Origin of the sequence: Bacteroides sp. 2201st1_D9_2201SCRN_220225 (assembly GCF_040928965.1) — a bacterium.
Classification (GTDB): Bacteria; Bacteroidota; Bacteroidia; order Bacteroidales; family Bacteroidaceae; genus Bacteroides; species Bacteroides stercoris.
On the sequence record NZ_JBCODG010000079.1, the window covers coordinates 1 to 21,162 of the forward strand.

At 47.1% G+C, this 21,162-nt stretch carries 23 protein-coding genes, 1 tRNA gene and 1 pseudogene; 1 reads left to right on the forward strand and 24 read right to left on the reverse strand.

Annotated features, from left to right (window positions below; translation table 11 throughout):
• The 17 genes and pseudogenes from AB5903_RS18870 to AB5903_RS18950 all read right to left on the reverse strand — a co-directional run.
• Positions 1 to 123: pseudogene (locus AB5903_RS18870) on the reverse strand (integrase); the annotation flags it as partial.
• A gap of 12 nt (positions 124 to 135) precedes the next feature.
• Positions 136 to 960, reverse strand: coding sequence for a toxin-antitoxin system YwqK family antitoxin (locus AB5903_RS18875; protein WP_117709739.1), 825 nt, complete (start codon positions 958 to 960; stop codon positions 136 to 138).
• The gene (locus AB5903_RS18880) at positions 957 to 1,712 is read right to left on the reverse strand and encodes a DUF4261 domain-containing protein (protein ID WP_117709738.1); all 756 of its coding nucleotides are present in this window, start codon (positions 1,710 to 1,712) and stop codon (positions 957 to 959) included. Before AB5903_RS18880 ends, AB5903_RS18875 begins: the two co-directional genes overlap by 4 nt.
• Before the next feature lie 145 nt (positions 1,713 to 1,857).
• A complete protein-coding gene (locus AB5903_RS18885) occupies positions 1,858 to 2,778 on the reverse strand; it encodes a hypothetical protein (RefSeq protein WP_117709737.1) in 921 nt (306 codons plus the stop codon).
• A gap of 50 nt (positions 2,779 to 2,828) precedes the next feature.
• Positions 2,829 to 3,095 carry an immunity 17 family protein gene (locus AB5903_RS18890; protein WP_004328542.1) on the reverse strand — a complete coding sequence of 89 codons (267 nt, stop codon included), beginning with the start codon at positions 3,093 to 3,095 and terminating at the stop codon, positions 2,829 to 2,831.
• Between the two features lie 11 nt (positions 3,096 to 3,106).
• Positions 3,107 to 3,565 (reverse strand): hypothetical protein, encoded by a 459-nt coding sequence (locus AB5903_RS18895; RefSeq protein ID WP_368118109.1) that lies wholly within the window; start codon positions 3,563 to 3,565, stop codon positions 3,107 to 3,109.
• Positions 3,566 to 3,600: 35 nt separating this feature from the next.
• Positions 3,601 to 4,254 carry a hypothetical protein gene (locus tag AB5903_RS18900; RefSeq protein ID WP_004328544.1) on the reverse strand — a complete coding sequence of 218 codons (654 nt, stop codon included), beginning with the start codon at positions 4,252 to 4,254 and terminating at the stop codon, positions 3,601 to 3,603.
• 37 nt (positions 4,255 to 4,291) lie between these two features.
• Positions 4,292 to 5,320, reverse strand: coding sequence for a DUF3137 domain-containing protein (locus AB5903_RS18905; protein WP_004328545.1), 1,029 nt, complete (start codon positions 5,318 to 5,320; stop codon positions 4,292 to 4,294).
• A gap of 3 nt (positions 5,321 to 5,323) precedes the next feature.
• Positions 5,324 to 5,884, reverse strand: a complete 561-nt coding sequence (locus AB5903_RS18910) for a LemA family protein (RefSeq protein WP_009316594.1) — start codon at positions 5,882 to 5,884, stop codon at positions 5,324 to 5,326.
• 14 nt (positions 5,885 to 5,898) lie between these two features.
• Positions 5,899 to 6,606, reverse strand: coding sequence for a hypothetical protein (locus tag AB5903_RS18915; protein ID WP_018665638.1), 708 nt, complete (start codon positions 6,604 to 6,606; stop codon positions 5,899 to 5,901).
• A 46-nt stretch (positions 6,607 to 6,652) separates the two neighbouring features.
• Entirely contained in the window at positions 6,653 to 7,681 is a 1,029-nt protein-coding gene (locus AB5903_RS18920) for a DUF1266 domain-containing protein (RefSeq protein WP_009316596.1), read from the reverse strand.
• 41 nt (positions 7,682 to 7,722) lie between these two features.
• Positions 7,723 to 8,694, reverse strand: a complete 972-nt coding sequence (locus AB5903_RS18925) for an ankyrin repeat domain-containing protein (protein WP_118399419.1) — start codon at positions 8,692 to 8,694, stop codon at positions 7,723 to 7,725.
• A 10-nt stretch (positions 8,695 to 8,704) separates the two neighbouring features.
• Positions 8,705 to 10,264, reverse strand: coding sequence for an ankyrin repeat domain-containing protein (locus tag AB5903_RS18930; RefSeq protein ID WP_009316598.1), 1,560 nt, complete (start codon positions 10,262 to 10,264; stop codon positions 8,705 to 8,707).
• Positions 10,261 to 10,710 carry a hypothetical protein gene (locus tag AB5903_RS18935; RefSeq protein WP_009316599.1) on the reverse strand — a complete coding sequence of 150 codons (450 nt, stop codon included), beginning with the start codon at positions 10,708 to 10,710 and terminating at the stop codon, positions 10,261 to 10,263. The genes AB5903_RS18930 and AB5903_RS18935 overlap by 4 nt, the downstream gene beginning before the upstream one ends.
• A gap of 1,050 nt (positions 10,711 to 11,760) precedes the next feature.
• A complete protein-coding gene (locus AB5903_RS18940) occupies positions 11,761 to 12,780 on the reverse strand; it encodes a hypothetical protein (protein ID WP_009316601.1) in 1,020 nt (339 codons plus the stop codon).
• A 15-nt stretch (positions 12,781 to 12,795) separates the two neighbouring features.
• Positions 12,796 to 14,385 carry a phage terminase large subunit gene (locus tag AB5903_RS18945; protein WP_004303996.1) on the reverse strand — a complete coding sequence of 530 codons (1,590 nt, stop codon included), beginning with the start codon at positions 14,383 to 14,385 and terminating at the stop codon, positions 12,796 to 12,798.
• A gap of 5 nt (positions 14,386 to 14,390) precedes the next feature.
• A complete protein-coding gene (locus AB5903_RS18950) occupies positions 14,391 to 14,825 on the reverse strand; it encodes a DUF5675 family protein (protein WP_009316602.1) in 435 nt (144 codons plus the stop codon).
• A gap of 136 nt (positions 14,826 to 14,961) precedes the next feature.
• On the opposite strand from AB5903_RS18950, the gene AB5903_RS18955 reads away from it, so the two are divergent.
• Positions 14,962 to 15,243, forward strand: a complete 282-nt coding sequence (locus AB5903_RS18955) for an HU family DNA-binding protein (RefSeq protein ID WP_008142902.1) — start codon at positions 14,962 to 14,964, stop codon at positions 15,241 to 15,243.
• Positions 15,244 to 15,266: 23 nt separating this feature from the next.
• Here the strand turns inward: AB5903_RS18955 and AB5903_RS18960 are convergent, their stop codons facing one another.
• From AB5903_RS18960 to istA, 7 genes are all read right to left on the reverse strand, one after another.
• On the reverse strand, positions 15,267 to 15,503 hold the full coding sequence (locus AB5903_RS18960; protein ID WP_009316603.1) for a hypothetical protein: 237 nt from the start codon (positions 15,501 to 15,503) through the stop codon (positions 15,267 to 15,269).
• A 296-nt stretch (positions 15,504 to 15,799) separates the two neighbouring features.
• A complete protein-coding gene (locus AB5903_RS18965; RefSeq protein ID WP_009316604.1) occupies positions 15,800 to 15,976 on the reverse strand; it encodes a histone H1 in 177 nt (58 codons plus the stop codon).
• A gap of 178 nt (positions 15,977 to 16,154) precedes the next feature.
• Positions 16,155 to 17,432: a phage integrase SAM-like domain-containing protein gene (locus tag AB5903_RS18970; RefSeq protein ID WP_004293508.1), complete on the reverse strand. Its 1,278-nt coding sequence runs from the start codon at positions 17,430 to 17,432 to the stop codon at positions 16,155 to 16,157.
• 254 nt (positions 17,433 to 17,686) lie between these two features.
• Entirely contained in the window at positions 17,687 to 18,397 is a 711-nt protein-coding gene (locus AB5903_RS18975; protein WP_005654037.1) for a tetratricopeptide repeat protein, read from the reverse strand.
• Positions 18,398 to 18,627: 230 nt separating this feature from the next.
• Positions 18,628 to 18,701, reverse strand: a tRNA-Arg gene (locus AB5903_RS18980).
• Between the two features lie 243 nt (positions 18,702 to 18,944).
• Positions 18,945 to 19,703: an IS21-like element helper ATPase IstB gene (gene istB, locus AB5903_RS18985; protein WP_016662403.1), complete on the reverse strand. Its 759-nt coding sequence runs from the start codon at positions 19,701 to 19,703 to the stop codon at positions 18,945 to 18,947.
• Positions 19,690 to 21,162, reverse strand: a 1,473-nt coding sequence (istA, locus tag AB5903_RS18990) for an IS21 family transposase (protein ID WP_368118110.1), incomplete at its 5' end; no start/stop codon positions are given. The genes istB and istA, both read right to left, overlap by 14 nt.

The window sequence follows — 21,162 nt, forward strand, 5'->3', positions numbered from 1 at the left end:
TTCTTCCTTCGACAGCGACAAGCGGATGTCATTGTCATTACCGAAAGTCACTTCGACAAATTCTCTCCCGTTTCTTACCACAGGAGAAAGTTTGATTTTGGGTTTTGGAGTATATATTTCCATGTTTTTTAAATTTTACCGGTCCCACTCGTTCAGGATTTCTCCGCTTATGATATCATATCGTATCCAGTGTCCCGTCTCGCGTCCCTCGGTGTATTCGCCTTGGACTGCGATATCGTCCCGGTCGATTTCTTTCCACGAACCGTGCTTGTAGCCGTTCTTGTACGAGCCGGATTTGTAGGCGTACAGCTTGCCATGTAGGTGGGCCGTGTATTCGTAGGGGCCGTCCAGTTCGCCGTTCTTATAGTGGCTGACGGTTTTGCTGATCCATCCCTCGGTGGTATCCTCGCTGATTTCCCATTGTTTTCCCTCTTTCCGGTCGTCGGTATAGTTTGCCTCGTAGATCTGCTTGCCGCTTTTCGGGTCAAAGCGTTGTTCCTTGCCGTTCCGCTTGCCCTGCCTATATTCCTGAACCATGTCCGGCTTCCCGTCGCTGAACCATGTCCTTACCGTACCGTCTATCTTTCCGTACTGCATGGGTGCTTCCCGTTGCGGTGTCTTTCCGTCCTGATGATAGGAAACGAACAGACCATGCCGTCTGCCGTCGGTATACTTGCCCTTTTCCCGCAGGCTGCCGTTGCGGAAACGCCTGTACTCGCCCTGCATCACCCCCTTGGAGAAATGCACGCTTTCCTCGTTCTGTCCCCGCAGAATACGGTACTCGCCCGATAACGGCCGTTTCCCGTCCTTCAGGTAATGGACGGCTGTCCCACGCTGTTCGTCTGTAATGATTCGCAAGTCACCGGATTCCACGATCCGCTGTGCGAAGGCAGACCCGCACAGCAGCGTGAGAACGATGGCCGCAAGCATTTTTCTTATGTTTCCCTTTGCCTTTCTCATTCGTCCGGATATTCAAGTTTCAATGTCATGCCGTCCAAAGCGATGCCTTCGCTAAGCGTGATGGCAAGTTTCTGTTCTTCGGAGAATCCTATGGTTTCCCCGTCCTGCAAGGTGACATCATCCGACAGGATATAATGCACGATGTCCATTAGGAAATCACGGATGTCACTCAGATCGGCAGGGGCATACACTTCGATTTCCTCTTTCCCGAATTTTCTCAGTCCGTAGGTATAGATGCCGGGGATTCCTTTCTGTGTGCGGTAGATGCCGAACCATACCCAGTCCATGACGGGCAGTTCATCTTCTTGCAGGAGTGCGGCCATATCCCCGTAAAATTCGGGTTGGAATACCATGCCGTCGGTATATACCGCTGTAGCGTAGGACTGTTTCAGGCAGGAAGACGTGGCTCTGGTGAACAGTTTGGCCCTCTCCAGCAGGTTGGATTGGTCTCCGGTCACGGATACGAGGATATGTGCCTCGTGTTGTCGTGCCACTTCTGTTGCATCTTTCCACAGGTAGTTGCCCTGTGCATAGTGTTCCGCTTCTCCGTTGGGTACGGGACCGGGCATGATGGCTATTGCCAATGTCATGCCGCTGAACATTCCGACAAGTACGTCACCGTTGTCGTCGTCATCAGTAAGGACGATTCCCCAGTCTTCCTTGAAGTCATGGATGAACTGTTTCTTGTCCCATTGATTTTGTGAAAGCAACACGGACGAGACAAAGCATCCTTTGATATTATCCTTTTCCATATAGTTCTTTCTTTTTGAGTCGTCAATTATTGAAGATTCTTGCGCAAGATAGGTATTTTACCCTGATTCCTTGGTACTTTCATCTGTTAATATACGATAAATGCAGGCCCTGTCTGTGACTTTACAGATAAAGGTTGCGCTCCGTTCAATAGATGCGCACATACTGTACTTCCCCGTCAAGCAGTTCAACATAGCGGTTGTCGGAAAAGCGCAATGTCTCCAGAGTCCTGCCTTCCTTCTTGACTTCCGATTTGTGGTATGGTTCGCCCCACGCGGCGATGACCATTTCCCTCGTCATGCCGGTATCGACCTTGCGGAAGGCAATCAGCTTCCCGTATTTCTCGCCGTACCGTTTTTCCAGCTGGCCGATACGTGCCGTGCTTACAAACTCGTACACCTCGTCACCGCCTATAGGAAATGCTTCCACACGGACACCGTCAGCACCTTCCATCAGCAGAAACGCCCCGTCACTGTTCATCTTCAGGCCGATGTCCACACAACGGTACTCCGCACCTTCAGCCGGGGTGATTACCTGACCGTCCTCGGTCTCGACGGCCTTGGCAAGTGACAGGAATGTCTGTCCGACAAAGCGTTTCAGTTTCTCATAATACCCTATACAGGTCATGCTCAGCGGATACCTGAATGGGTTGTAATACATCTCATCACCGCTTTCTTTTTCACGGAGCAGCAGGCAGCATCCAGCCGACAGGTAGTCTGTCTTTGTCCAGACCTTCACTACCTCGTAATATTTCCCCACCACCTCTTTAGCAGGGGTGGTACTGATGTTGACCGCCTTGTACACCGTCCGGTCATCCCCGGTAAGGAAATTGACCGTGTAGAAAGCATCCCAGTAGCCGTTCCTGTCATTTTTTACCCCATGCATGTACAGGGTCTGTCCCGGAAGGGAAGTGAAACTCCGCTTCTCCACGTTCGTCAGGCTGTCATAGGGGTGGGCATTTGTCACCGTGTACTCTTTCAGTCCATCGTTCTTGGGAACGATGTTAAGCTGTGCATGGGCATACATCACCGTGCACAGGAAGAAGGTTATAATTGGAATTGTTTTCATACTCAATCACTTTTTAAGTTTACAGGTGGCATCCGGGAAAGAGCACTCAGCTATTTGCCGGAAATAGAGAACAGGTACAGAGACAGTCCTATCCCGACGGCAAGAATCACTCCCAGCCAGAACCGGAAAGTTTTCGGACCGAGCAGATTCATCCAGAAGTTACCTCCTGTACTACCCGGACGGGAATACGTCCACTTCCAGCCACAGATGACACCGACAAGCCATATCAGAAGCAGGCCCGCCACGACCAGATAGCCGTAGCGGGGTTCCTGCTGTATCAGATTCGGAAAATCCTTTATTTTATCCAACCATTCCATATCTCACCGGTTTATTTTTTCAAGAGCGCCGCAAATTCTTTAAGCTGTGGCAGTCCGTCAAAAAAGTCAACGTCAAATTTGGCCGTAGAACCGTTTGTGAGAGCAATTGTCAGAATGCCATCGTCGTAATTGTAGTTTGAACTGGATATTTCCGACAATGTAAAAGAATGCATCTCTACAGTTCCTTTCACGATGACCGGGTATGTCACCTTATCGCCGTCAACCGTGATGATACAGCTTTTGGCAGCCAACTTGCGGGCCTTATGTATCTTCCGCCAGGCTCTGAACAGCATGTACAGTCCGACAAGGGCAAGGATGATGGCTGTTGGTAACGGTCCGAGGATGCGAAGTGTACCGACTTTTATACCGAAAGGATAAACTACCGGTACTATTATCAGTCCGGCACCGACAAGGATTTCAGTCAGATTGTCCTTGATGGACGATTTGGAAGAATAATTGAATGTAGCCATATTCGGATATTAGTGAAGTTATTCGTTCGGTGATATTATTTTATGAAAAAGTACCAGATAAGCAGAGCCGCGGTGATGATTATGGACAGGACCGTCATGGCCGACCTGTATTTTTCGACAGCAGGCGATTCCTGCGGAGCTTCAAATTCCAGTATCGTAGGTGCTTGGCCTATCGCGCTATTAGGAATAGCCTCTATCTTGAACTCGTTGGGCTGTTTTTCAATGCCGATCAAGGCATAGGCACAATCAAGCTGATTGGCCTTTCTTGGCGAGAATACCGATTTGCTGAACAGGATGACGCCGTCATAATGATCGCTTATTTCCATTACCGAATCCATATCCCGTTGTCCTGTCAGTATATGACGGCCTGTATCAGGATCTACTATGTAATAGTCATAGCCACAGGACTGTACGGAATCATAACGGATTTCACCGATTTCCAGCGTATCCACTTCAGCCTTGATGCTCTGAAGGGTGGCCTCGTCAATTTCAGTCCCTTTCAACGGGCAGGCATACAGGCAATAGCGGCTGTCTTCGTGCATCACGGTTCTGATGGGATAGAGGTTTACTACTTTGCGGTTTTCCAGTTTGAGGTATGTCTTAGACAATTTGCCGATTGCTTTCCCGTTATAACCGGCCGGAACAGCACCTCCTTCAAGAATGGCTGACAGATTTTTAAGTTCGCTCATGTTGTAATTCTTTTTATTCGTTTTCGATTATTGTTGATTATTTGATTCCATTTTCTACAGTGAGACAGAAGTTCACCTCCCTGTACAGTTGTTCCAGCAGATGTTCGTCATCCAGCGACTTCCTGCCGGGACGTAAGAAACCGTCCGGAGTGTCGGATGCGTAGTAGAACATGTTCCCGTTGAAGGAGAGCATCAGGTCACGGCTGAAGGATTTCCGCAGGGCGGTCAGCTTCCGCATCATCGCCGGGGTGAGCACCATGCGGGCTTCCACCTCGTCATCCGCGTACACGGCAAAATGCCTCTCGAACTCCGGGTCTTCCAAATGTACGAATTTTGCCCCGTACTTTTCCTTCATTCCCTGGATTGTTTGCGCCAGGTAGCCGATTTTGTTTTCCAGATGGTCGGGCAGCAGCATCACGTAGCCCCTGAAGGTGCGGTTCAGCTTGCAGCACCCGAACATGCCCCTGAAACTGTGCATCGTGCTCTCTATCCTGACTCCGAATATCGGACGGATAAAATACTGGTACGGCACTTCAAGGAAGTTGAAGGCCGAGAAATCTTTCGAATTGGCTGAAGTCACACCGGCATCCACGACAGTCATCATGTCATTTCCGACGGGAATGTCAAGACGGCCGTAACAGGTCGAACTTACCGAATTGCCCGATGACAATGCCGTTCCGAACAGGCGGCTGTCCGCAAAGACTTTCGGCTGTATGGAACCGGAAGGATTGTACCTTGCTCCCGGGAACAGCAGGTAGATGATGTGGGCCATCGTGTAGGTTTCCCTCTTGTTCAGCGCGGCAAAACATTTCATGAATGCGAAATGAAGTACAAAAAATACGGCAAAGCCTATCATGAGGTATTTTCCCGTGGTGACGGAAGTCTCATAGTCAGTACGGTCCACGAGGAATCCGCCGAAGATACAGAAACCGAACCACACGACGGTACACAGATAGACAATGGAGGTCAGGATGCGGAACACAATCCGGAGCATCCTGATACGGGACATCTCTTTCTTCATGTGAAGGGAAATGCCCTTGAAATCTATATTCTGACTTTCTTCCATGCTTTACTTGAATAATTCTCCCACTTTCACTTCCTTGATCTCACTTTCCGGGAACTCTATCAACTCCTGCTGCTCATGCTTGCGCCAGGATGCGATTATCGACGACGGAAACATTTCAATGTAATTGTTATAATCGGTAGCAGCGGCATTGTAGGTGCGCCGGATTGCCTGCAGCTCATTCTCCATGTCCTCGATCTGGACCTGAAGATGAAGGAACTGCTGGTTCGCCTTCAGCTCCGGGTAGTCTTCCACCGCCACATTCAGTCTTGACAGAAGCGAGGACATTTCCGTACCGCTTTTTATCTGCTCGGACTCTGTAGCGTTCGAAGCCCTTGACCGCAAATCGGCAATGCGGGTGAGAATCTCATTCTCGTGCCCCATGTATGCCTTTACGGATGCGACAAGATTGGGGATCAGGTTATTCCTCTGTTTGAGGACCACGCAGATACCGCTTCTGCATTGCTTGACCCGGTTCTTCTTTGCAATAAGGCTGTTGTTAGTGAATACTGCCCATAAAATAATTATGAGCAGTACCACGATAATACATATAACGGCTATAATCATATTTTCAGATGGATTTAGACATACAATTCAGCCGGTATGACTCTGATTGTCCCTTCCCAGTAGAAGTGGGGGACGATGCCGTCTGAAGGAAGATAGCCTTGGGGAAGTTCCTTGTAATAAAGGACAAGTTTCCTTACTTCCACATCGGCGCCTTCCACGATTTCACCACTCAGTTTCACGGTTGACCAGCAGTCCTCCTCCTTGGCAAGACTGACTACGCCCTCACATCCGGGAGCTACCGGCTGCCTGCCTTCACACATGTTGCGCAGCTTTTCCATCACTCTCTTCAGCCATTCCACATCGTTCATGTGTCCCTTGTCCAGTGCGTATATGCCAATACCATGGAAAGAGTCGTCCTTGTGCTTCACGCCTTTCCACGCCTCTGCCGGGGCACTGACAATCCCCGCGTAAACGATATATCCTTCCGTGAATTTTCTCAACCACTTGCTTTTGCCCAGCCATGGTGCCTTTCCTGCAAGTTTCTTGAAGAACTCGGTCTCAGAACTGCGTGGCGTCTGCATGTACGGTTTCATCTTGTCAAGCTGTGTCGGGTTCTTGTACAGTTCCCTGTCTCGCTTGGCTTCTTCGGCCTCCTTTGCACGCCGTGCGGCCAGTTTCTCCCTGTATTTACTTACGTCAAGACCTTGTGCTTCCATTTGGTCAAGATCATTCTCTGTCATGGTTTTCTCCCATTCTGTTGCTGCATTTTTGAAAAGTGCCATAATCGTAAAACTTTTAAGATATTGTTGATCCTATTTTTTTCGGATTCTACCATTCGATTGCCTTCCAAGGGGAATCTTCTTTATTGAGAAGCGCTCCCACGACTTCATCCGCAGTCTCGTAGTCATCTGTTTCGCCTCTCCATATTCCGCGTCCCACGGCAAAGCTGTTGCCGTATTCTTCCCACGAATTGAAGGATTCCTTGGCTATGCCGGCAGTGGTTCTGATGGCTTCCCACATTTCGTCTTCATTGATGTAGCCGCAGATGAAAGCCCAACGGGCCATGTTCACGGCACGTACAAGGTCCCATGCCAGCACGGTTTCGGGCAGGTCCGCTTCCGTCGTTTCATTTACTCCCATTACAAATTCAGCTATCGTGAACGCATCGCCGATCTTGCTGTCCTCGTCCGCCTTTTCTTCCTCGGTGATGGCCTCGATTCCACGCTGGCGGATTTCAGTCAAGGCCGGATCCGCACCGGCATGTTGGCCTTCGTTCAGCAGCCATGAGATGGTCTCCAGGGCACTCTTCCTGTCAGTAACTTCCCACCATTCCTCAAGCATTTCCTTAAGGGTGTCCGTGCCTGCTGTACTTTCAAGGGAGTCCACGTTGTCATCGTTGTATAGGAACAGAGGTGCCCCATAAGCCAGAAGTCTGTTCTGTTCAGGTGTCAGGCTGTTGTCGCCCTTGCGGGTGATTTCCCAACCTGCATATACGTCAAAACCGTCCGAGAAATCCGGTAAACCTTCCGGCATGAATCCGGCATTCATTGCCTGCTGCATCATGTTCCCTGCGAACTCGATGTTTTTGCTGTAGGTCTCCATTATCGCCTCGGGATCCTGGGCGGATTCTGCCATCATCTTTGCCTGGTATGCCTGTGCCTCCGCAACTCCCGGGAACATCTCGGCCGAGTCCTGCATCAGCTTTTCATGCATCTTCATCAGGTCGGTGCCTTCAAATCCGGGTACGTTGCCATACAAGGCTTGCGCCTGTTCCAGTGCTGCTTTCATGGCCTGAGCCTGTGCTTCTCTTGCGATTTCCTCGGGTGTCTGAGGTGTCTTCTTGGTTTCTTCTGCCATATCTTTCTAATATTAAATTTGTTAATGAATATCTTACCTGTTTATTCCGCTCCGTTTTCAAGAAGTTTTTCCACGATTTCGTTGAAGCCGCGCTCTCCTGCATAGTACAGGGCGGTGTGCTGGAGGTTGTCTGAGATGCTAACATTCGCGTGAAATTCAAGCAGGACGGACACAAAATCGTTGTGGCCCTCCTTGGCTGCAAGAATAAGCGGGGTTTCCCCGTTGTCATTCTGTGCGTCAACCGCAGCTTTGGCCTTCAGCAGAGCCTCGCCTATAAAGCGGTTACCTGAAATGGCCGCGTAATGTATCGGGGCATTGCCGCTCAGCATAGCTTTGCCGGGATCGGCTCCGGTCCCGAGAAGAAGGTTGACCATGACAAGATTCCCCTGCATACAGGCGAGTATCAGCGGAGTCTCTCCGCCGTCATTCGTCGAGTCAAGCATGGACTTGTCTGACAGGAGCAGCGTGCGGACAATTTCACCCTGTCCGTTATACACGGCCTGATGAAGCGGGGTGTTGCCACGTGCATCCCGGTCATTCCCGCACGAGAGTCGGGCGACCACTTCCCGCAGCCCGTGGGCTGTGGCATAGTCGATGGCCTTGTGGCCGGAGGCATCGGCGACCTCCGTATCGGCTCCCTGATCCATCAGGAAAAGGGCGGCATCTGTACGCTTGTTGTCAAGCAGGCATATTAGCGGGGTTCGTCCTTCATTGTCCGTCACGTTGATGTCGACCCCCTTCTGGAGCAGCTTCCCGAGGATTTCCTTGTTGCCGCTCCGTGCCGCCGCGTGGAGCGGGCTTTCGGAACGGTTGTTGATACATGACGCGTCGGCATCGTTGTCAAGAAGCAGAGCCACTATGTCCCTGTAACCTTTCTGACAGGCATAATAAAGAGCAGTGTTTCCTTCCTGATCCCTTTTGTTGATGTCAATTCCTCCCTTTTTCAGGAATATCTGGACAATGCTTTTCTGCCCGTTTCGGCAAGCATTGAGAAATGTCTGGTTGTTGTCCATATATCTTTGTTTAAGAATATTTCAATAATAGTCTTACGAGATTGTCATTGTTGTAGTCTGCCGCCACGTCCATGGCCGTTTTGCCTTCATTGTTTACGGCATTTACGTCAGGCAGCTTGAAGTCCAGCAGGAGTTCAATCGCTTTCTGTGCCATGCTGTCACGACAACATGCCGCCACATAATGCAGGAGGGTGTTTCCCCGGTTGTCCGTCTTGTTCACGTCAGCTCCGGCTTCGAGAAGCTTTTCGAGGATTTCCGTGGGGTCGTCAGAACCGGCTGACCAGCCGTAAGGCACATATTTTTCGTTCGCCTTATGACCACCGAAGAGAATCATCATGGGAGTTTGGCCGGAAAGATTGGCGGCGTTGGGGTCGGCCTTTCCCTTGAGCAGCCAACCGAATGCCGTTTTACCCAACCTGTAGCCGGTATGGCGGCAGGAAAGGGCAAGTGCCGTGTTGCCTTCCGTATCAACAGGAAGCTCGGGATTCCAGCCTTTTTCCTTCATCAGGTCAAGCAGCCCCTTGTAAACCTCGGTATCCTTGCAGAAATAGTCCTTACTCACCCATACCGAAAAAGCCGTCTCTTCATTCGGGAAACGGTAATTCGGATTCGCTCCGCCGTTCAGAATCATGGCCGGAGCATCCTGTATGCTGTCAAACCAACTGAACGCACAAGCGAGGGGCGACTTGCTTTCAAAGTCATACATATCCTTGTGCTCACACACCGTCTGCAGGTCTGCACCCGAACGCAGAATGGCATCCAGTGCCTCCATATCCTTCATGTACATAGCCTGGAATATGTCCATGTTGCCGTGCAAGGCCGAAAGTTCGTCAACATCGGGGTCGCTTCCGGAAAGGAAGGCCGCGATCTTCATCGCCTTGTTCTCTATGGCGGCATCCCAGGCTGTCTTTCCACTGTTTGACTTGTCTTCCGGATCGGCCTTGTCTTCTTCAACAAGCCTTCTGGCAAGTCGGTAGGCGGTTTCGCCATCATCCTCCAGCCTTGCAATCCTGCTCCTGATTTCCTCTATCTTGTTTTCGGGGTAACGGTATTGTACGGATTCGTCCAGTTCCTTTTTCGCGAACCGGATATCCCTTCTGATGTCGCCTGAAGCGGCACAAAAACCGAAAAGCACGTTCTCGCCGTTAAGGTCGGTTGAGTTGACGCGTGCTCCGGAATCTATGATCGCTTCCGCCATCTTGAAATGACGGTTCCTTATGCACTCGATAAGGGCCGTCGTATTCTTGGCCGAACGCGGTATATTCGCTCCTTGTTCTATGAGCATGACGGCTATTTCTTTCAGTTTGTCTTCATCTGCACAGCCGGCACTGGTTCTGCCGAGGATATGAATCGGGGTGGAACCGTTTGCATCCTTCGTGTTGGGTTCGGCATCACGTTCAAGAAGTATCTTGACCCCCTCCGTGTCTCCATACTGGCAGGCAAGATGCAACGGAGAACGGTCTTCGTACTGTTCGTCGCTGTCATCGACGGGCACTTCCCGGAGCGCCTGATGAATTGCATCCTTCGGCTGACTTGTCGAATAAAGTCTGTATATGTCACTGTATTTCATGGTTGTATGTTTTTTATCAGTTCTTCAATGTGTTGATATTTATTGCCCAAACGGGCGTGGATAGTCCGCACCTCCGTGTGCAGGTGCAGTCTGGCCGACACTTTCGCTTTCAGCCTCAACAGTTGTACGGCGGCGAGGTTATCGGGAGCATCCTCCGGCATGGGACAACCGGCAGGGCTTTTTTCGTATTCCCAGCGGAGGACGGCTTCCGGCAGGTTTTCCGGCAGACGTTCCGTTAACGGTGGCAGCAGCCTCTCCGCTTCCAACAGCAGGGAACGGCAGTCATTATACAGAGAAAGGTAGTAGTAGCATAACGCCTTGTTGTAAAGTGTCGGCAGGTCAGACTTTCCTGCCTGCGTGAAACAGGAGAAGGCAAAGGCATATTCGCCACTTACCATATAGGTAATACCTGCGGAAAAAAGTTCTTTTTTCTGGGATTCAGGCATGGTTTGTTTATTTCCATATATTCCAATCATAGATACTTAAACACTAAAAGAGATTTCAGACTGTTATGGGTGGAAACAAAAAACCGACGATATTCGGGCGCAGAGAACGCTCCCCAGTACCGTCGGACCATAAAAATATCCTGCCTTTTTTGAGACAATATGGCAGAGGATGAGTATTTATAGGAACTTTTGTCGTAAGACAAGGATAACCCCGGATAATTGATTCCGGTAATCCATTGTAAATTAAATGTTTTATTATATATTGACGCGCGATAATTGTGTGTGTGTGTGTGTGTGTGTGTGTGTGTGTGTGTGTGTGTTTACACGAATTTTCCACACTGCCAAATTATTAATACACTTTTTAAGGGAATATGTAAGGTAACTAATGCACACAAGAAAAACGTCCGCTTTATGCGAAGCTTCGCTCAAACAAATATCATTTGTTAAAATCGAGCGACATTTTACAATGTATCCATTGTCATACATATCAGTTTATTAGAGTGAATACTTCTTCAAATACAAAATTAGAAAAATGTTTTGTTCTGCAATGAAATAACCGACACTTTTTTCAGGGAAAAATAAAAATGGCTTTATTATAATTGCCTTGTACCATAGAAAACGGGCAGAGAGCATGCAGTTGCTCATCTGCCCGTCCTGTAGGGAGAACCGTTTCATGCCGCTATCGGATTCACTTTCAATGTAGTCTGAAAGATGAACGCCTCTACTTTCATGTTGATTATGAAACATTGTTGGTGTGCGTGATAAGACTTCATGCCTTATTCAAACCTAAATCCAACGGGCACAAAAACAAGTAAATAATTATTCAATGTCTTGAGATTATTAAATACCGCAAAGGCAGTAAGGAATATAGCAGATTGGATTATTCTAAAAGGCCAAATTTATATCTTCTTTTGGCGGCATATTACAAGGAACTTACCACCCGTTCAGGGGGGCTCTTGTGGAAACGGAACTAACAAACAAGCAGTAATTTCGTTTCTTGTTCATGGTAAAGACTACGACAACAAATCCGGTAGCGGTATTTACTGTTATTTAGGTCAGCCACGGGTTTCGATACGGGTCATAATCTGTTTGGAAAGTAGCCAGTTGCCAATCGGTAACCGGCTTTTTCGTGTCATCGACTTTACGGGGGATTTGTGGATTAAGTCGCAATTTGGCGGCATCATTAAGCCATTTCATGCTGTCCTCGTAATCGCGCATACGGACAACACTGACATTATTCGGGGCAATGAGTTTCGTGAGCTCGTAGATAGCCAATCGAACCATATGCTTCTTGAGGTTGTAGTTTCGTGGATCGTGTAATGATAGGTTTAGACCGACTTGCGGCGTGTCCGCGTTCACATCCGTTTCCGGGTAAAATACCCGTCCGTCATAAACTACATATTCGTGTTCCGACAATTCGTAGGCATTGTATGATGAATCGTAATCGGCTATGGCTCCCCAACAGTCGGACACCATAGGGTCAAGATTGCAATCGAAACAGTCAAGCGTCATCAAAGTATAGAACGCCCCTTCATATTCAACGACTGACCACAGAGGATACTCGACAGGCTGCCATAACGTGACTTCCGTCTCGATCCAACCGCCGACCATCGGGATACGGATATCATCGAACTTGTACCCGTTTTCGGCAAGGCAAATATAGACAACACCGTTGTAGTTTACTTTATCACCCGGATAATAGGTGTTGAACTGGGAGTAATTTACAACTTGTCCCGCATCGACGTGGATATCGGAACACTCTTCCCAATAGATTGCCGTTGCCGGCTTGCGATAGCCGCTGACGGAGCGTATCACCTCATGGATTTGTCCCTCGAAATAGACATGCACACCCACGGGATAGGTAATTCGATGGTCGTATTCGGCGATATATTTTCCTTTTGCAAGTTCCTTTTCAATCTCGTAGTTCTCTGACAAATATTCCACAATGCTCATCTCCGCCGATTCTTCCGCCTGGATGAATCGTGCATCATTGCCCCGCGTGAGTTGTGCTAGTGCTTCCGGAGTAATTATCCCAAGATAGTCGTCATTATTGAGAAACCGTCTGTACATATCCTTGTTCCGTTATTAGTATGAAAATCCTTCCTGAATTACCGATGTGGAGACCACATACCCGTTCCCGTCGCCTCCGCTCTTGAACTTGTACCAGCTGTCGCGCAGGTAGTAACAGAGCAGGTAGTCAAGGCAGTCGGACAAGTGTCCATACCGTTCATATTTGACACCGGTTTTCGGGTCGGTGGTCTTCTGTTTGCTCTTGGTACCGTCCTCGTTACGAAGCTGGTAAATCAGATCCTGGGTAAGTTTGCGACATTTGATATCGATTTGTATCTCCCAGCCTTCATAGCCCCCGAATACCTCGTTGACGAACTCGCACCGTGTAGCCTGCGGAGGCTGCTTGCGTAACAGCTTTACCTTCGGTCGCAGGATTCCTCTGCCGAAAGTGTCCGTGATGATGGTATAGTTGTTGATGCCGTCCTCGTTGGTGGTGGAGCGTTGTAACCCGGAAGGGTCACCGGTCACATCCACTCCGCCAATATGCTTGTCCCGGTAAAGTTTTAAGCGTACTTTCCGTGCCAACGCAGGTGTGTTGTTCTCCTTTTCCTCCGGCTTGCCGAGTATCTCTTCCAGTATATAGACCTTCCTGTTTTCATAGTCTATTTGTGCGGAGAGCACCGACATTTGGGGGGCAACATTGAAGTCCCACACCGTGATGAGCGGCTTGGTCGGATCGTATGCTTTTTCTTTCAGTCCGGTAACGAGATGCCGGGAGCCGTCGAAACTGTTATAAATCGCCATATCGTTGGCTTCCACGAAATCCCAGTTGCCATAGAGCAGGCGTTCCTTTGTCGCCTGGTCCCGGATCTTGTTCAGGGCCGCCTCGTACACCTGACGGAAAGCGATATTCGGGTTGTCAAACACGGAAAAAGGTATATACGCTTCACCCTCGCGGCAGATGACCTTGTCTCCGTTTTCGTCCTGCACGAAGCGGGAACGCACCCAGTTAATCGTCGGATTGGTGGTGAGCAGCATTCTCGGGGTCTTGAATGTCTCATGGGTTCTCCAGCGGAGACGGGAGAACAGTACTTCGACGGCCCGTTCCGAGATTTCCGACACCTCATCCACCATGGCGATGGTATATTCCGAAGAGCCGAAACGCTCGAAGTTGGGGTCGCTGGGGATATCCGCCATCTCCTTCATGATGATGACCGAGTCATTCCAGAATGTGAGCGTGCCTTCGAGGTTGTTTATCTTGTAGTTTGTATCCTCTTTCAGTCCCCAGTCCTTCAGAATCGACTTGATGGTGTTCCATGTCGATTCCTTTAACGACTTGAGTGTCTTACGGGCCACCACCGCACGGATATTCTCGAACCGAATACATGAAGACACCAGCCAAACGCTGCCGATATACGATTTTCCGCCGCCGGCCGCTCCGCCTCCCAGTATCAGCTGCGGCAGGTTCTGCGACTTGCAATGCCTGCATTGAGGTCTGTACTGAGGGTTGCCTTGCTGGTCATAACCGATAAGGATTTGCTCGATCTCCCCGCCACAATGGGGACAATAGTTCGGTTGCAACAGTTTCCAGAGTTCATACTGCCGTGGGGACGGTTTGAACTCGATGCGCAGGTTTCTGGGTGGTTTGAGCCTGTTGACCGCCATTCGATTTATATAATCTGAATGGTTATGTCCCTTTCGGACTCGAGCATGGCATACAGTTTTTGGAATGTAGTACGGGATTCCAAAACTTTTCCCTTGACCGTATTCTTTCCCACGATGATACAACCGGCGGAATCTCCCTCGGTGTTGCCTGAATGGATCAGGATGCCGAGGAAATGAGGTACATCGTGCAGATATGGCATTTTTTTCTTGTACTTGGGGCTGTACTGAAGGGTAACTTTATAAGTCCCGGCAGGAATGGCGGTCTTGGAATAGACCTTTTCCTTGCAGGTACAGGAACGGCCGCGAGGAGTATCCGGACAGGTTGCCGGAAGTTCCCTCACGGCATCTTCGATGGTATTACAGAAAAATTTGCCGTCGATGGACAGGTCGCCTATGGTATAGGTCTGACCTTTGAATTTGCGGTTGAGTGTCAGCTTCATACTTCGATACTATTTGTATCGAAAGAGTAGAGACGGACGCCGGCTAATGTTTATTATATGTGTTTGTAAAAGGAGGATATTTCAGGAAATGATGTATCTTTGTGAACGGATTGACAGTATTTAATCAAGAGTTAATATGACAAAAGCGGATATCGTCAGGGAAATAGCAACGCAGACCGGTCTGGAGAAGCAGGTCGTGTTACAAGTTGTCGAAGGATTCATGGATAGCGTAAAGTCTTCCATGATAAACGGCGAGGAGGTTTATCTTCGCGGCTTCGGTTCTTTTATCATCAAACACCGTGCGGAAAAGACAGCACGCAACATAAGCAGGAATACCACGATAATAGTGCCTGCCCACAATATCCCGGCATTCAAACCGTCAAAAGCCTTTGCAGGAAGGATGAAATCAGACAAATAAGGTGATTATATGCAACAGGAGCGTTATTCAGATGCTCCTGTTACTTTATACAGGGCAACGAGGTTGGTATTGTCCGATTGGAACAGGAAACGGCCGTTGCTTAAAAGGCATTCGTGGATGGTGTTGTCATTAGGATCCGACTCCAATAAAGCCCCCGCCTTGTTTTCATCGATAAGCAGCATTTCTATGCCTTGTACGGTGGCGGCAGTTGCATCAGCAGGAATTTTCAAAAGTTCATCCATCAGATTCATGTCGTTCATAATATCTCCGTATTTGGCTTGAGTCCCGTCAAGCATTCAATGTACCAAGACCAAAAAGCGTGGGACATAACCCGTAGCACCGAGGTTCTGGTAAACCTATCCGCAAACAAGTTAAGCCCACGCAAAAGCATAGGCGAAAACTGTTTGTCCTGCGGATAAGTGAAATTTACCAGATTTCGGTGCATGACAAAAGCTAACGCTTTCCGTATTTTATTATGTCGTTCTGCCAATATGGTTTTTATGCCGCATCTGCAGAAGAACCGGCCATTATGTGATAACGACCGGACGTGTAAAGGTTATTTTTTAGACTCTTCCAAGGAAAGCTTACGAAACTCTTTCATCAGTTTTTCCAGTTCCAACGAGGTCTTACGGGCACGGGTCCCTGCGGCCTTGTTGCCTTTTTCAATCTGAAGTGCCGCATCCGTGGAGAATGTAGCATATACTTCCTGTATTTTTGAAACCAATTCTTTCATATAAATTCTATTTAAGTTATTGACCACAAAGGTAATGAAAATAATCGAGAATAAGAGCGATTTTGTCAATATTGCAAATATCACATTGGTAATCAATGACTTTTAACAGCCATTACACCGTATGATTTATCCATCAGAGAAATTGTCAAGGTGTTTACAACTTTATGGATATGTCTGGTCAGAACATTTCTTCCATCTGCCGCTTGATTTCTTCCCGCTTTGTATTCTTGTAGTAATGCTTATAGATGGTCAATGGGCTGTTACCAGCCATCTCTGCAACCACATACGGATTATTACCGGCATCTACCATCTTCGATATGAAAGAGCCACGGGCGGAATACCATGTGATGTTTTCTTTAATGCGCAGCATCTTGCATGCTTTCGTCAAGGTTTGTGAAAGGCGTGTGGAAATTTGCTTGACACGTGTAGTCTTCTTGGAAGTGGTCGTGTGTTTATGAGTAAAAACAGGAAATACATAATTTCCATAACTTTGCCCACGGTATTTATTCATGATGGCTTTTGCTTTACTGAGTAATTCCGGTTTGGCTGTTTTGGGAAACTTGATACGTTCATAGACGATGCGGTCTTCCTGGACCAAATCCCATGTCAGGTTACATACATCGACATTCGCCATACCTCCGGTATAGTAGCTGAACAGGAACAAATCAAGATGCAACTGCTCTTTTTTCGTAAACAAGGTACGGTCAACATTTGCGATTTTAGCTATGACTGTTTCCGGAACTGCTCTTGAAGTGGTTTCCGGCCAATTAATATCATCACCGAGACAGAGGAAGTTATCCATATTCACCCCGTACATCTCTTTCTTTTCTGCCTGCCTGCATACGGCACGGAGCAACCTTAGTTTGTGTGTAAGTCCGGCCTTGTTGCCATTTCTGATACCTCTTTCTTTAAGCCAAAACGCAAAGTCAAGAAGAAACTCTTCTGTAATATCCGTAAAGAAATAAGAGGAAAAGGCTTTTTCATATTTTTCCTTTGTAAACGCCTGCAGTTCACGCTTGAGATAGACATACCGTTTAGCATTGGTCGTGCTGTCGACAATCTGACCGTTCTTGATGCGTTTCTTGTTTTTGAATGTCTCTTCAAGATAATCGATCATCTGCTGGACACTCTTTACTTTGACCTCGGGTTTGGCCGCCTTGATTTCATCGAAGCAATGTGATAGCTGGACGGGCGACCAGTTCCTGCCTTCCATCTCCCAGGTATCGGCGACATGCAGATATTTGGTTCGCAAATCGAAAAGCAGTTTGTTCTTGGTAGTGGCCTCCGCACTCCCTACACGGAAACTCTGAGACTTGACATCCCAGTCTTTTAATAGCCCTGTGATGTTTATAACCTTCGGCACACGGGCGTAACCGGTCTTGAAGAAAATTATCTCCAGCTTGACCATCTTGGTGTCTTTCGGGTTCTGCTTACCCCTGATGTTAATCGTGTACATAGACTGATAACGAGTTAGTTAATGACTTATTATTAATTCGCATTAGTAGGAATCAATTGGTATTAATTAACCTACATAGAAACCTACATGAAAAGAGTAGTTTCCTTAGCGAAATAATGTTTATACGGATAAATCCGTACTTGTGTCATTTACTAACTCGTTATCAATCAACTATTTTTCCTAATCACAAAAGTTGTGTCCGAAAAAAGGGTGTGCCATTTTGGTCTGCCTCTTTTCTGTATTATATATGAATTTTATAATTGAGTATTTATAAAATTCAACATTGTATTGGCATTGTCTATCATCTTTTTCTGAGCCGGTTTACTCGGAGAAAGCAGAGGAATAAGTTTTTCCAAATATTCTTTTGCTTCTTTAAATTCTACTTTTGCCTTTTCAGCGTCAGTTTTCAACGTAGTAGCACCCTGACTGTAAAGTAATGTACCTAAACTATTGAGAGCATTAACATTATTCGGCTGAATCTCAAGAGCTTGTTTAAAAGCATCTTCTGCTGCACTATTTTTCTTAGCTCTCTGTGCTAAAATACCTTGATTCACATAATATGTGGCATACAACTTAGTTAATGTCTTATTACCGGGTACAGCCTCCAGACCTTCTTTCAAAGTGGCAACATATTCATCATTTTTCTTCAAATCTTTCAATGCACCTGCCTTGCCTATATAAGCATTTGCCAAGTTATACTTTTTCTGTACAGCTATATCAAAATATTTCAAAGCTTCAGCCGGTTTCTTAATTTTATCAGCGCAAACGCCACAGTTAAAAGCAATTACCGAATCTTGATTGTTGGTTTGTGTCAGATAGGTGCTGAATTTTGTAAATGCAACCTGATAATTTTTAGATTCAAGTGCAGCTTTACCTTCGTTAACCAATTGTGCCGGATCAGCATTCTGCGCAAAGAAATTAGTAGCTGCACAACAAAGTGCAAGAGATAAGATTAATTTTTTCATATGCTTTTATTATTTTAATATTGATATTTCAAAGTTAGTTGCCTAAAGCGTAGAAGCAAAACCTTTTTACCTTTTTTGAGTTTTTTACGAGAGTAGTAACAAGTGTTATTTTACGTAAACAAAGAGGGATAAAATTTTGGGCTGACCCATTATGAGGACAAAATGCGGACATTTTTAAAAATAAGAAAACCGCAAATGCTTATTTTTTAGCTATTTGCGGTTTTTCTTTGTGATTCCGTTGCGATTCGAACGCAAGACCCACGCCTTAGAAGGGCGTTGCTCTATCCAGCTGAGCTACGGAACCATCCTTAATTGCGGTGCAAAGGTACGTTTTTTTATGAAAACTACAAATTTTACACCCAAAATATTTATTATTTATATTAAAATAATAGATCTATATATGAAAAGTAAATAGTTGTTCTATTGAAATACAATGCTTTAGATGTACCTTGCAAATTTACACACCTCATTTTTATGTAATTTAATATATCCCACTTTTACAACTTTGCTAGTTTATATTAATTAACTCTTTTTATATAGCAATGCCCTATGTCTGATTGCTAAAAATTGTTTTCCTATTCTCCAAACGATAACTCTTTCCTGAGAGATTGATTACTTCACAACAGTAGAGCAACCTGTCAAGTAAGGCAGCAGCCACCGCTTCATCTCCCAGTTCCTCCAACCACTCCGCCAGTCCCCTGTTCGCAATAATAATGAGTGACACTTTTTCCTGAAGGGTGTTAACCAGCTTGAACAATAGCAGCATATCTTCTCTCTTCAAAGGATATAATGTGACATTATCAATTGCCAGCAACCGGGCTTTCATTATCCTTTTATAGGTCTTCATAGCATGTCGGGAAACATCCTTTGTCTTCAGACAGACGAGCAGATCTTCCAGGCTTATCAAGGCAGCATTGTATCCTTCTTTCACCGCCTCATGAACGAGCCCGGATGCAATGAATGTCTTTCCGGTTCCGGGACCTCCTACCAGGAGGAGATTGTATGCCCTGCTCATCCACGTGAGCTCACGCAACTCCCGAAGTTGTCTGCCGTCCAGTCCTTCTGTCCGGTTGAAATCATACTCATCCAAAGTATGCCTGGCAGGGAGTCCGGCCACTTTTATTCGTGAAAGAAAGCTTTTCCGGTCCCTTTCACCTACTTCTTTTGCAAGGCAGGAAAACAGAAACTCCGAATAGGTAGGCTGCTTTTCTTGTGCCTCATGTATAATCTCTGTCATGTGTTCAGCCAGACTTGCCAGTTTCAGACGTCGTGCATATTCGACCAGTTCTTTTTTACGTTTTATCATGATTCGTGAAAATATCTTTGTAAGACTGCATCATTCCGGTTTGAAACGGTGGATGCATGCTCGGTGGTTGTGAAATATAAGTGCTGCCATTTTCCGGTATCTCTCCGGAGTTTCTACGCACACACTCGCATAGATTCCTAACCGACTCCCCATTATAGATGCCCCGGTCCAGACACATGCGTATGGCTTCGACCAGCGTATGTCCGTCATAGCTCGGAATACTACGCAGGATTACTTCCAGGTTACTCCTGTAGTAGCGTTCCTTTCGCCGGCGCAGATTTTCCAGCCATAAGGCGACTTCCTTGTTATAAGATACATATATAAGGATGCGTTCCGCCAATTTCTGTGTACCGGCATTTCTGGCCCTCCGATGTTTTTCATCATATATGATCTTCCCTCTTCCCATGTTAAGAGGATGCCTGCCCAGAAGTTTTCCCGTATCTTTACTGTACAGTTCCAGACAGCCTTCAGCTTCTTGTAGCCATACTGTTGTTTCTCCACTCCGGTAGGTTCCTGAAGGAACACTGTAGTAGTTTCCCCGATACTGTACCGTATTGTCTTTACGTACATGGTATTCGGTCATGTACTCCTGCGGCGGTTGCGGAGTTCCATAATAAGGCATCATGAAATTTTTCTCCACGATAAACTCCCGGTTGGGAATCAGACGGGTGGTTCCATGTTCCTTTCCATTCCCGGTCCTTTCCAACCAAAGGCGTGCTTCTTCATTAAGCCTGTCTATGTTATAAAAAAGTCTCCCTGAGAGAAAGTTGCCTTTTACATACTTGACTACATTCTCCACCTTTCCTTTCGATTCCGGGTCCGCTTTTCGACAGAATACAGGCAGGAAATGCTGCTCCTTTACGAATGATTGGAATTTTGTTGTCAGCACCAGATCTCCCAAATTCTCTCTTGATATAAGTACCCTGTCCTGGTCATAGATTATTTTGCGGGGCTTTCCGCCGAAATACTGGAAAGCAAGTTCATGTGCGTATACTGCAAGTTCCGTATCAAAAGGCCGGCGACTGAAATGGATGAACTTTTGCCGGGAACGTGAAAGGACTATTGCAAAGAAGTAAACTTTCACGTTACTTCCGTTTCCAACAGGTATCCATTTCTCACCAAAGTCAGCCTGCGCATATTCCCCGTAAGGTGTATCCGGCTGTTTCTCATAATCCCGACGAACCCTGCCGTCCGAGTTCTTCCCGATACCGTATTTTTCCCTTATGCGTCCGACAAAGTTAAATACGGTCTTGCCGCATACTTGAGGGAAGTCCGGATAACATTCCCTGAGCCAGTCATGTATCCTGGCAGCAGATATATACGGATATTCTTCCAGGGTTCCGCGCACATATTCCTCATATTTTCCAAGTTTCAACTTATGTCTGCGATGAGAGTTCTGTTTCCTGATGAATTCTTCCCTGCTTATCGCCAGGTATCGCCGTACGGTGCTTCTGTCTAC

Coding starts and splice junctions, on each gene's coding strand:
- AB5903_RS18875 (WP_117709739.1), bottom strand. CDS start 960: ATGAGAAAGGCAAAGGGAAACATAAGAAAAATGCTTGCGGCCATCGTT.
- AB5903_RS18880 (WP_117709738.1), bottom strand. CDS start 1,712: ATGGAAAAGGATAATATCAAAGGATGCTTTGTCTCGTCCGTGTTGCTT.
- AB5903_RS18885 (WP_117709737.1), bottom strand. CDS start 2,778: ATGAAAACAATTCCAATTATAACCTTCTTCCTGTGCACGGTGATGTAT.
- AB5903_RS18890 (WP_004328542.1), bottom strand. CDS start 3,095: ATGGAATGGTTGGATAAAATAAAGGATTTTCCGAATCTGATACAGCAG.
- AB5903_RS18895 (WP_368118109.1), bottom strand. CDS start 3,565: ATGGCTACATTCAATTATTCTTCCAAATCGTCCATCAAGGACAATCTG.
- AB5903_RS18900 (WP_004328544.1), bottom strand. CDS start 4,254: ATGAGCGAACTTAAAAATCTGTCAGCCATTCTTGAAGGAGGTGCTGTT.
- AB5903_RS18905 (WP_004328545.1), bottom strand. CDS start 5,320: ATGGAAGAAAGTCAGAATATAGATTTCAAGGGCATTTCCCTTCACATG.
- AB5903_RS18910 (WP_009316594.1), bottom strand. CDS start 5,884: ATGATTATAGCCGTTATATGTATTATCGTGGTACTGCTCATAATTATT.
- AB5903_RS18915 (WP_018665638.1), bottom strand. CDS start 6,606: ATGGCACTTTTCAAAAATGCAGCAACAGAATGGGAGAAAACCATGACA.
- AB5903_RS18920 (WP_009316596.1), bottom strand. CDS start 7,681: ATGGCAGAAGAAACCAAGAAGACACCTCAGACACCCGAGGAAATCGCA.
- AB5903_RS18925 (WP_118399419.1), bottom strand. CDS start 8,694: ATGGACAACAACCAGACATTTCTCAATGCTTGCCGAAACGGGCAGAAA.
- AB5903_RS18930 (WP_009316598.1), bottom strand. CDS start 10,264: ATGAAATACAGTGACATATACAGACTTTATTCGACAAGTCAGCCGAAG.
- AB5903_RS18935 (WP_009316599.1), bottom strand. CDS start 10,710: ATGCCTGAATCCCAGAAAAAAGAACTTTTTTCCGCAGGTATTACCTAT.
- AB5903_RS18940 (WP_009316601.1), bottom strand. CDS start 12,780: ATGTACAGACGGTTTCTCAATAATGACGACTATCTTGGGATAATTACT.
- AB5903_RS18945 (WP_004303996.1), bottom strand. CDS start 14,385: ATGGCGGTCAACAGGCTCAAACCACCCAGAAACCTGCGCATCGAGTTC.
- AB5903_RS18950 (WP_009316602.1), bottom strand. CDS start 14,825: ATGAAGCTGACACTCAACCGCAAATTCAAAGGTCAGACCTATACCATA.
- AB5903_RS18955 (WP_008142902.1), top strand. CDS start 14,962: ATGACAAAAGCGGATATCGTCAGGGAAATAGCAACGCAGACCGGTCTG.
- AB5903_RS18960 (WP_009316603.1), bottom strand. CDS start 15,503: ATGAACGACATGAATCTGATGGATGAACTTTTGAAAATTCCTGCTGAT.
- AB5903_RS18965 (WP_009316604.1), bottom strand. CDS start 15,976: ATGAAAGAATTGGTTTCAAAAATACAGGAAGTATATGCTACATTCTCC.
- AB5903_RS18970 (WP_004293508.1), bottom strand. CDS start 17,432: ATGTACACGATTAACATCAGGGGTAAGCAGAACCCGAAAGACACCAAG.
- AB5903_RS18975 (WP_005654037.1), bottom strand. CDS start 18,397: ATGAAAAAATTAATCTTATCTCTTGCACTTTGTTGTGCAGCTACTAAT.
- istB (WP_016662403.1), bottom strand. CDS start 19,703: ATGATAAAACGTAAAAAAGAACTGGTCGAATATGCACGACGTCTGAAA.